Origin of the sequence: cf. Phormidesmis sp. LEGE 11477, assembly GCF_015207105.1 — a bacterium.
Taxonomy (GTDB): domain Bacteria; phylum Cyanobacteriota; class Cyanobacteriia; order Phormidesmidales; family Phormidesmidaceae; genus Phormidesmis.
In genome coordinates this window covers 16495-27389 of sequence record NZ_JADEXO010000087.1, presented here as the reverse complement: position 1 = coordinate 27389, position 10895 = coordinate 16495, and the positions used below count along the sequence as shown (strand labels likewise).

The 10895-nt window shown below is 49.1% G+C and carries 8 protein-coding genes; 5 read left to right on the top strand and 3 right to left on the bottom strand.

From position 1 onward, the window contains the following. Window positions 1-775 (bottom strand): FIST N-terminal domain-containing protein (locus IQ256_RS20675; protein ID WP_304952610.1); only part of this gene is annotated, 775 nt, incomplete at its 3' end. Between the two features lie 238 nt (window positions 776-1013). On the opposite strand from IQ256_RS20675, the gene IQ256_RS20670 reads away from it, so the two are divergent. From IQ256_RS20670 to IQ256_RS20655, 4 genes are all read left to right on the top strand, one after another. After that, window positions 1014-1238 carry a Calvin cycle protein CP12 gene (locus IQ256_RS20670; RefSeq protein WP_193857470.1) on the top strand — a complete coding sequence of 75 codons (225 nt, stop codon included), beginning with the start codon at window positions 1014-1016 and terminating at the stop codon, window positions 1236-1238. A 269-nt stretch (window positions 1239-1507) separates the two neighbouring features. Next, window positions 1508-2107, top strand: coding sequence for a DUF3177 family protein (locus IQ256_RS20665; RefSeq protein ID WP_370623511.1), 600 nt, complete (start codon window positions 1508-1510; stop codon window positions 2105-2107). 132 nt (window positions 2108-2239) lie between these two features. Beyond that, window positions 2240-2530 carry a hypothetical protein gene (locus tag IQ256_RS20660; protein WP_193857468.1) on the top strand — a complete coding sequence of 97 codons (291 nt, stop codon included), beginning with the start codon at window positions 2240-2242 and terminating at the stop codon, window positions 2528-2530. A 94-nt stretch (window positions 2531-2624) separates the two neighbouring features. After that, window positions 2625-3695: a 3-deoxy-7-phosphoheptulonate synthase gene (locus IQ256_RS20655; protein WP_193857466.1), complete on the top strand. Its 1071-nt coding sequence runs from the start codon at window positions 2625-2627 to the stop codon at window positions 3693-3695. Between the two features lie 51 nt (window positions 3696-3746). Here the strand turns inward: IQ256_RS20655 and IQ256_RS20650 are convergent, their stop codons facing one another. Further along, complete coding sequence (locus IQ256_RS20650) at window positions 3747-5315, bottom strand: hypothetical protein (protein ID WP_193857465.1); 1569 nt, start codon at window positions 5313-5315, stop codon at window positions 3747-3749. Between the two features lie 454 nt (window positions 5316-5769). Here IQ256_RS20650 and IQ256_RS20645 point away from each other — a divergent pair, with 454 nt between their 5' ends. Then, window positions 5770-7809: a FecR domain-containing protein gene (locus IQ256_RS20645; protein ID WP_193857463.1), complete on the top strand. Its 2040-nt coding sequence runs from the start codon at window positions 5770-5772 to the stop codon at window positions 7807-7809. On the opposite strand, the gene IQ256_RS20640 is transcribed toward IQ256_RS20645, so the two are convergent. Further along, window positions 7806-10379 (bottom strand): serine/threonine-protein kinase, encoded by a 2574-nt coding sequence (locus IQ256_RS20640; protein ID WP_193857461.1) that lies wholly within the window; start codon window positions 10377-10379, stop codon window positions 7806-7808. The two genes, IQ256_RS20645 and IQ256_RS20640, sit on opposite strands and share 4 nt — an antisense overlap. Between the last annotated feature and the right edge of the window lie 516 nt (window positions 10380-10895).

Below are 10895 nucleotides of genomic sequence, written 5' to 3'. Positions count from 1 at the left end.
CCTCCTCGCTCATCTCCTGAAAGAGCGTCTGCAAAATCTCTAGAGGCGTCTGCGAGCTCTGAGCTAACCCAGTATCAGTCAGCTCATCGAGTTCTAGCTTAATCATGATGTTGCGATCGCCCTCGCTGATGCGATACAGCTCACCAATTGGCCGACAGCCCTGCGCCACAATCGCCTCTAGCACAATCTCACCCGAGAGCGCCACACCGACAATGCCCTCTCGATATCGCCTTTGGCCACAGAACAGACCGCTGTACTTGCTAAAGCTTTCAATACCCGCAAGCCCACCCACCTTTGTTGCCTCAGGGTAAGCAAAATCCAACCCCTGAAGCAGCTCATTAGTACCCGAAGAAAACGGGTCCGCCATCAGCACAAACCCTGGTTGCTCGCTAGGGTCAACGCCCACCAAATCGACCCATGCCTGCGGTGAGCTATCTAGATCTGGCAAATCAGCCGCCGTCAGATGAAAACTGTTGATATTAACGCCCGGTAAATCAGCCGCTGTTAGACTCAACGCTGGCCCCGTTTCAATCTCAGAAGGAAAATCATTCTCCATTCCGATCACGCCGCTACCGCTACAGCCCACTATCTGAGCGGTGGGTAGATGCGTCTGCAGTAACGGCATCAACCGTTCGTACTCACTAGCAAACGCCACCGATACGAATACAAATGCTAAGTCAATCCGCCGATCTAGCTGCTCTTTTACTTGCTCAACGACCTCCCTCACAGCAGTTTCTAGAGAAACACTCGTCGAGATTGCGCTTGCCCATTTCATCTGTGCGGGTCCTCAAGATTAAGATTATCCTACGGGTAGAGCTTTTTACTAAAAACTGCTGACATACTGTACTCATCCACCCCGCCAAACCGTTTGGATACGGCTCTATCTTTATCTTACAGGGGGTGGCGCAGGTGCTTTGTGTACTGCCATCTGTGATACGACAGTTTAAGGCAGCTAAAGCTAAAATAGAGACTGAAACCAAACATCGTTGAAACTTTACTAAATACGGTTTGCCATGAGCGATATCCAAGAAAAAATCAAAACTGAAATCGAAGCGGCTCGTGAAGCTTGCTCTGCAGACAGCAATGACTCAGAAGGGTGCGCTGCCGCCTGGGATGCCGTCGAAGAACTCCAAGCAGAAGCCTCACACCAGCGTGAAAAGAAGCCTCAGAAGTCTTCTTTTGATCAGTATTGCGACGAAAACCCTGAGGCGGATGAGTGCCGCGTTTACGACAACTAAACTGCGGTCGACTTAGGTATAGGCCACAGTTCGTCTAAGTCACAGTGCTAAGCTACGCTGAGTTTTTTAGTAAATCTACTGAACCGACCGGTTGGCTGAGCCAATAACCGAGCTAAAGCGGGAGAAAGTGCTTCTTGAAAGAGGCGTTTTCTCCCTTTGACTTTCTTGGCTTTCCAGATAGTTCATGCTGGCATGACTTGACAGATCAGCGCTGCATCTACTCATCAGGTGCTACATTGATTACTGCTTATTTATCCTCTGCATGCCGCGTGCTCATAAATCCTGCTTCAGTGCGTCCTTTGGTTTGGACCGATTACCGATTAGCGCTGTTGGTTACTGTCTTTGTACCACTGACGATTTTAATCTGGTCGTGGGTAAAGAAGTCAGAAGCTATCAGCTCACTGATGACCATCTACTGGCGAGTGGCTAGCCTGCTGGCAATTACGGTCTACCTAATGATAGGAGGCTGGGGGATCAGCTTTATCACAGCGCTATTAGCCAAGATTTTAATTCCTTTGAGCGTCTGGTTTTGGGCAGATCTCAATGAGGAAATTAGAGAGCAGCCGAAGCGATCGCTCATTCTAGGATTTAATGGCTGGCGATGGGCCATTTCGGCCTATTGCGCGGTCAGTGGCATCTTGCAGCTACTGTTTGTCCCCTGTGCATTTTCTAGCGCTCAGCTTGGTAGCGCTGATTGCCAGGCTTGGCTAGAGCCTTCGTTGTTCTTTAAGGACTATATTCATGGCGGCCTGACTAGAGGCTTCCTGGGCTTTTGGGGCATCGTTGGACTGGTAATCTACGGCCTTTACTTTGCTTACTTTATCTTTGTTAAACTAGGTCGCCAGGGCCGCTCAGCGATCAATCAATAGATCCGCAGTTAAAGCAGGTATTTCTAAGATAGGTATTATCGGTGTAGTGCCTGAGGGTGTAGTACCTAAGAGTGCCAATGTAGCGTTTGATTTTGTAGTATCTCGATCTGGGCAACCTCGATCTAGGAAGTCATGAGCCAGGCGACGCTAGCTGCTCGATTAGAGAACTATACGCTTCAACATCCCCAAGAAGTGTTAGTGGTTCATGCTCAAATCGAACAAGAACCGGATGAGATCATAATCTTTAAAGGATTTTCTAGTTCGCTTGTGCGCCCTACTAATTTCGATCCAGAAGTCCCGGTTCTGCCCGAAAGCGCAGATATCACGCACATAGACAGACTCAAAGGCCCCTATCAGCCACAAGCACCACAATATATAGAGAAGGAAATTCCTCTAGAAGAATTCATAAGCAGGTTGCTTTGATGTGTAGTCGCTGACACACAATAAGTTGGTGACCTGGCACAATGGGGAAAGTCTTCTCGATTGCTTGGTCATACCTATCCATAGACCTCTAACCATGTACAAGACCCAAGACCTCCATGTGGTCGAAAATCGCCCTTTGCTTGCCCCCAACCAACTACTGACAAAGCTTCCTTTGACCGAGACGGCTGCTGCCTTGGTGACTGAGACGCGCGATCGCATTCGCAATATCATGCACAACGAAGACCATCGCCTGCTGGTGATTGTCGGCCCCTGCTCTGTGCATGACGTAGATGCCGCCTATGACTATGCCCAAAAGCTGATTAAGCTCAGAGAAAGATTTTCAGACCAGCTAGAAATCGTCATGCGCGTCTACTTCGAGAAGCCTCGGACTAGTATCGGCTGGAAAGGTCTAATCAACGATCCCCACCTAGACGGCAGTTACGACATCAATGAGGGGTTACGGCTGGCTCGAAAGCTACTTTTGGATCTAGCCGATCTAGGATTGCCAGCGGCCACAGAACTACTAGATCCGATTACGCCCCAGTACATCGCCGATGTGATCGCTTGGACAGCTATCGGAGCACGCACCACCGAAAGCCAGACTCACAGGGAAATGGCCTCTGGCCTCTCCATGCCCATCGGCTTCAAGAACAACACCAACGGCAGTTTGCAGGCGGCTTCTAACGCTATGCTTGCAGCCAGCCAACCCCATCATTTCTTAGGGATCAACGGAGACGGCCATGCCAGTATCGTTTCTACCACGGGTAACGCTGATGGCCACCTGGTGCTAAGAGGCGGTAAGCAAGGGCCTAATTACGAAAGCACCCATGTAGAGAGCGCAGCTCAGGCACTAGCTGAGCAAAATCTCAATCCGCGCCTGATGGTGGACTGTAGTCATGCTAATGCCAACAAGGATCACAATCGCCAGGTTACCGTGCTAGAAAACATTGCTCAGCAGGTAAAGCTAGGCTCTCAGCATCTAATGGGTGTCATGATAGAGAGTCATTTGGTGGCTGGCAATCAGCCTATCCCCGAAGATTTGCAGGCTTTGACATACGGTCAGAGTATCACTGATGCCTGTGTGAATATTGACACTACCGCCACGATGCTAGAGCAGCTCGCAGCAGCGGTAAAACAGTCGAGCACAGCCAAAGTCGGTGCCTGAGCAACTGGGCTTGAACTTGAACCACGTAGATCGCCGAGATAAAGCAAACCGCTAAAACAGTGGAACGTTCACGTTTAGCCCTGCGCCGTAGAACACATCGTCCAAATCTACCCCTGATGCTGAGGAACGACCTAACCGGGCACCGCCGAATAGGCTCAGTCTGCTCTCGGGCGTGACATTGTAGCTAACGACGCCTAAAAACTGCTGAGAGGTATCGAAGCGATCGATTTCGAGGTAGTCATCAAACTCTAGCTGGTATAGCAGACTAGTACGCAACTGCGGCGTTGGTGCGTAGTTCACAGAAGTGATTAGCGTTTGGCGAAATCGACTCGCGGCGGCAGGATCAGCAAAGCCGAGACGTAGCTGGTAGAAGCCGTCTACCCAGGCTCTTCTGCTCAAAATTCTGCGGTGACTGACTAGAGCATCTAGGTAGTTGACACCCAGCAGCTTTTCTCGATAGCCGGGCGTATACAGCCTTTGGTTACGCCAGCCGACTTGAGCAAACGTTCTGCGAAACAGCCGATGGCGCAGGCCAGCCTGGACTTCTATTTCGTTGTAGTCAATTTCGTAGCGAGCAATATTAGTTTCTGCGATCGCATACAGGCTAGTCTTTTCAGATATCCGAGGAAAGAGATACAGCGACAGCCCAGTCTGATAGATTTGGTCTTCTATCGCAGTCTCAGAGCGGAACGCATTGTTTGTGTCCAAGAATCCTAGACGCCCGCCTAAAAAAGCAATAGGCAGTTTCGGCGGCGGCGGCGGGGCCTGAGCAGTTTGCATCAGTCGTAAGATGCCAAGGTCTTCATCTTTACGCGATCGCGTTTGCTGTAGCCGTAGTGTGCCTAGATCGTCATCTAGAACCTGAGCAGGTTCCCGATCAGGAATCTGGTTAGTCTGTGCAATCACGCTCTGACCGGCACTATCTCTGGCAATATCTAAAGAGAAACCAAGATCATCTGAAGATTCAACAGGTGCGGCAACTGCTGCTGGGATTATTGCTTCTGAACTGAGCGCACTTGTCGATGAGGCTTCTAGTACGGTCTCTTCTAGTGCGATCTCTTCTAGCGCGGTCTCTTTGGGAACTACCTCTTCGGAGGCTATCTCCTCTATAACTGTCTCTTCCGAGACTGTCTCTTCGGGGATGGTCTTTTCTGAAAGTTGTGTAGTAGGCGTAAAGACCTCTGCTTCTATCAGCGCTTCTTCTGATCGCGTTTCTTCTATAGGCGCTTCTTCTGAGGGCGCTTCTGGTTCTGTCGAGCCTGTTTTAGTTTTTAGCGTGATCGCCAGGTCAACACCTGCCAAACACGCGGCCCGCTGACAGGGAGGCGTTGAGAATCGAGGCACTGCTCTGTCTTCAACAACGACAGCAGTCGCGTTGATAGAGTCTGGCCTCTCATCTAATGCAGTACTTATTAAGCCATCAGTTGAAAGAGGATAGATCTGGGTTAGCTTAAGAGGCGATCGTGACATCCGCTCTTGCCAAACCTTGCTACGGGAATATTCGGTATCTACTGCCTCAGCATCTGCGACCTCGGTATCTATAGCTACATCAGTAGCCTTATCAGTCTCTACTCGAGACTCTACTCGAGATAGAGCCGACGCACATAGTACGTTCAACATACCGCCTATACCGAGACTTACTGTGAGAACCCGTTGGCAAGCATCAAAAGCCCGGTTCTGCATGGATAACTAACCTCGACAGGGGCAAAACTGTGCGTTCTCCTTAAGCTAAAAGCACAGAATGTAGACTAAATATACAGACCAAAGTTAACAAACCAGATCCATACGTGTACGTTAACTTACACTATCTATATCAGTGTGCAGAAGCCTTGATCAGGCAAAAAATAAATTGGAATAGAATTTTCCATAGTTTTTCCCGACTGGTTTTATCATGCTCGAATAAATGAAGTAGGCTTCAAGCGGCCCTGGATTAAGCTATTAGTGGCTGAGATGAGGCAGTAAAATTACTGGTTTTTAGGGCACGCACTTAAAGCATCAAATCAAAGTATTAAGATGGTGCAGGCAAAAAAACTGGTCAGCAAACTTTTTAGTAGGCTTTCCTTCGTACATATCCATGCGAGATAAGCAGTTGACAAACCACTCCAATCTGAAGCGTGATCGCTCTATATTCTCATGGACCTTGTGCCTGGGAATTGGTATAGCTAGTCTGCTACTGGCACCATCTGCTGCAGTTGCAGAGCCAGAAGATCTCGAATGGGCCAGAGTAGATTTTTTGAGCAACCGAGTACAGCTAGTACCCAGAGAGCAAAGAAGCCGGCGCGCCAGAATTGCTGATGTTCTAAGTATCGGCGATGCCCTAAGAACCGCTAGAGAATCACGCGCCGAGCTTAGGTTCAACGATGGTTCGCTTGCCCGTATTGGTGAAAGGGCCACCTTCAGATTTACGCCCAACACCCGTAACTTTCAGCTCAGTAATGGTACTGCTTTACTACTGATTCCTCCAGGCAAAGGTCGTAGTACCGTTCAAACCCCCAATGCTGTAACCGGTATTCAAGGTTCTGCGCTGTTTGTGCGCTACATACCAGAGACGAACACTACGATCGTCGGTGCGCTCACAGACAATCCCATGGGGCCGATGGTCTTGTTCAACGAAGACGGCAGCGAGCGGCAGGCACTAAATTCAAATGAAATTGGCGTGATTGAAGGAGATCAGATCACGCAGATATATGAATTTGATGGTGCGTTATTCTGGCAGACTAGTGGCTTAACAGAGGGCCTTGACTACTTATCGACGCCCTCTCAGCTCGATAGCCCAATAGAAGCAAACGATCCGCTAGAAGGCGTTCGCCAGGAAATCAGAGATGCTCTTTTAAACCAGAGTCCGCTTGAGGGTGACGGCATTATTGAAAACCCTGACTCCTTTAGCAGACCTACTCCTTCAGTAGAAGAGCTCCCTCAACCAGATGTCGTTGAGTCCGTAGTAGAAGAGTCTCAAGAACCGACAGCAACTAGCGATGCAGAAGCTGGCTCAACTGACTCTGTAGACAGCGCTACCTCTGAAACCTCTACAGAAACTACAGATTCAGGATCGGTAGGTAGTGGCACTGCCAATCCAGGAACGATTACCACGAAGCCGGAAACATCAGACACTTCAGAAGAGTTAGATTTACAAGTAGCCTTAGATCTAGAGCTAGAGTTAGAGCTAGAGGCAGACGGTGTAGAGGCTCCTGACTTGGAGATTAATGAGACCGTTCAGCAGTATCTAGAAGGAGATAATAGCGAGATAAGCAGCTCATCAGATGTTAGGGCAGGCAACTCCCTACAGTCTATTAATGCAGATGAGACTGAAGAGGAAGAGAGCGGTTCGCCATCAGCTAGTGCCAACGATAACCTCACTGGCGAAGACGCCACTGACGAAGAAGTGTCAGCCAGTGAAGTAGACAACGGAGCAGCGCCAGCCACCGAGAACGATGCAACTGTTACGAATGGCTCAGCTGGCACAGCAGATTCGGTCAGCACTGACAGTGGTTCTAACGACAATCTCACCGAAAACCCTCATCTATCCAATGAGTTAAACAGCAGTTCAAGCAGAGGTGACAGCCCTGAGCCGGCCAGTAATCCCAGTACTGTCCCTACTGTAGAAAATTCGCCATCCCCCACGCCGGGATCGGAGCCACTGGCAGACCCAGTAGGGAACTCGCAGGTTACGACTAACCAGCGAGTTGATGTCAGCGATGCGACAGGTTCTCAACCCGATTTGAATTCGTCGCTACCAGCGGATGCTGCAGGCAGTCATACCAATGACGCGACGATAGCAACCCCAGTCGTTCCTAATTCAACGCCAGATACGTCTTCAGCTCTGTCATCGCCGCCGATGGAGCTCCCTACGGCTACGCCCGTCCCTGAAATAGGGAGCGGGAGCAGCGTGCCAACCGACATTCCTGGAACAGCGATCGAAGATACATCAGTCGTTAGCCCAGCGCCTATTAATGTCCCTGTTAATGCGCCTATTAATGTCATAGACATAGCGCCAGCCGCTGACGAGCCGCCTGTACAAATATTCTTACCGACGGACAAAATCGATTTTATGATGCATACCATGGACAGGGAAGAAGATATGAATCACAACATGGATGATGACGGGATGGACTAACCTAAGTCTTTCAGGTCAGTATCTTCCGGTTTCGTTTCGGCGTCGTTAAGCCAGTCTTTAGGAAGGATTTTCGTCTCGTCTAAGTCTAGATTAGTCAGGATCACACCAGGACGAGTGCCCTGATTAACAGTGTCTTCTATTGCTAGTTGGGAGTCGCCGCTATTACTGACATGCTCAACAGAGGCGTCTATAAGCTGCGCTGTGTCCAATTGATTAAGATCAGCTAGGCACTGCTCACTGGATTCGTAGCGCTTGTTGAAGTCGTAGCGTACCATTCGATTGATAATCCGGCGTAGTTCTGGTGAGATGACGGCTATAGTATGAGACCAAATGATTTCACCATCTTCGCTACGCCTTAGTACATGAGGGGGGCGACCCGTTAACGCTTCAATCGCTGTGATACCTAGCGCGTAGAGATCGCTACGAACAGTAGGCATACCAGCGGATTGTTCGCTGGGCATGTAGCCCTGGGTTCCAATACCTACTGTTGAAGTGACGCGGGTTCTCTCGCTAGCAACCTTATTTGAGATGGTTTTGACCGCACCAAAGTCAATCAGAACATAGCGCTTGTCACTGCTGCGGCGAATAATATTAGAAGGCTTAATATCTCGGTGGATGACACCTTGTGAATGCACGAAGCTGATGACAGACAGGAGATCGCGCAGCATAGTGACGACGACTTTTTGAGGAAACGGACGACGGCTAGAGAGCGAATCGCGCAAAAGTGTGCCTTCTATCATCTCTTGGACTAAATAGAAAGCCTGTTTAACTTCAAAGTAGGCAAGCAGTCGGGGAATTTGGCTGTGCTTCCCTAGGCGTTCTAGAACTGAGGCTTCGGCGGCAAACAGCCGACTAGCTAGCTGATGCGCCTTAGGATTGTCGCTGACGATCTTTAGCTGTTTGACAACGCAGACCGGATTGCCAGGACGCAGCGTATCTTGGGCTAAATAGGTTTCACTGAAGCCGCCAGAACCGAGAATGGCTGAAATGCTGTAGCGATTGCACAGCAGGGTGCCGATCAAATCCGCGTGAACATCAGCAAGCAGATCTTGAAAATCGTCGTGTTCGCTAATGATTTCTTGAACTAGCGGCGACGTAGCATACCGAGCAAGCGTCGTACGCAGCCTTTTGCGTTTGAATCGATCTCCGGTGAAGCCAATGCCAAAGTTGATTAGGCCCATCGATGCGATCGCTACCATAGGTGTACCTGTCATCAATATCACCTGAGCACCTGTGAAGGCAACGTAGCTAATGCCGCCCCACAGAGCTATACCGCCTATAGTGACTAGAGCCCGCTGAGAATGACGTCTGGTCTGATAAAACAGAGCAGCGATGCCCAACCCTAAGGAAAATACTGCTAAAGCGTTCACAGTAGGATATTTGACGAGCTGAGTGGGTGATATCGTTTGGTCTAGAGTAGCAACAGTGTTAGCTAAGACCTCTACACCAGCCATTTCATTGGGGTAGAGTAGACCGCCAGCAAAAGGGGCTTGGTGGAAGTCTCGGCGCTCGGGAGCTGTGGTTCCGATAATGACCATTTTGTCTTGAAAGTAGTTGCCCGAACCTAGATAGCTGCGCCACAGATCGCTATCTAAGACATACCAGAAAGGAATTTGCTCAAAGGTGCCGCCCGGACCATAGAAAAAGATATTTTCTTGCTGTTTCTTCGTCTCTGGCTGGCCTTCTAGCTGGCTTTCTATCTGGCTTCCCGGATAGCTGACCTGTGCTCGAACATAAGGTCTCTTAGCAGCCGCTAAAGTTGCTTGAGCAAAACTTAGCGGTTGGGGCTCAGAGAAATCATCGAAAGTCGCCGCAGAAACCTCAGCAAAAGCGTTTTCTTCTTGCGCCTGCGCTGCTAAGAAGGCTTGACCTAGCTGATGGATTTTGTCATTAGGTTCTTTTAGAAAGTTAATAGATCCTAAATAGACGCCTGTCTCTTGAAACTGCTGAAGCGGCAATGCTGCGCTATAGATAGTTCCTTGATTGAGATAGGTGTTGTCGTAGTTAGCAGCCAAAACAAGGCGATCGCTATAGCGCTCTAGCACCTCTGCAAAGGCAGCATCGTCGGCTAAGCCATAGGTGCTTGAGGTGGTAAACAGCACATCTAGAGATACTGATAAAGCACCAGCCTCCATCAGTCGTGAAATTGCTTTTGCATATGCCTCGCGACGCCAGGGCCAGGCTTCAATCAGCCTTAGTTCTTCGTATCGCTCAGGGTCATCTCGGTAGTGCTGCCCTTGCGAAAGCGACTCTTGATCAATTGCCAAAATCACGATATCTTCTGGTGCTTCCACCGGACCGCGCAGCTCAAAAAATAGGCTTTGAACTTGCCTTTCCCACAGATTGACAATGCCTAGATTCAGTCCTACCGCTCCGGCTACGATCGTCGTTAGCAGCGTAGAGGCCGCCAGTCGCCAATGCTTTTCTGTTACCTGCTGCGGCCAGGCGATCAGCCGATCTTGCATCGTTAGAACAGCCGTTGGCTGATCCGTTGATTGCGATCGCCTCGCTCTCTTCGAAGAATTTTGAGTAGACTTTGAGTAATTAGAGTCTGAAACAGGTTTGGACATAGCCAGGCAAATATCTTTATCGCTTCAATTTTTTATTGCTTCAAAAGTGTTTTATCGCTTCAAAAATGTAAGGAGGAGTGCGACCAGCATAGTGACATACTTCAGTATAGAAAGATATTCGTTCGTATAAAAAGTTGATTAGCAAAGAAAACGCCTATAATGATTAACCTTAGGGCAACATAACAACGGCAACACGTACTCTACAACGAAACATACTCTGACGAGACATACTCTATAGCCCCTTATTTTCGAGAGCTAGAATGGCTTTTGCTTCTGAGCCTTGAAGGTTTGGCACTTAGAGATACTCTATAAAAACTGTATGGCCTCCCAATCATTTTGATAAAAAACCATCTTTTCGAATCACTTACTGCCTTAGGTTATCTACCCGCTTAAACTGTTGACCAAACCAGGGGCTTACTGCGCTTACGGCAGTTTCTATAAGAAAGACAGTCGGTACAGTTACGGTATGATCTGGCGCTGCCACCGTCTAAGACCTCCTATATCCCATGCTATCTA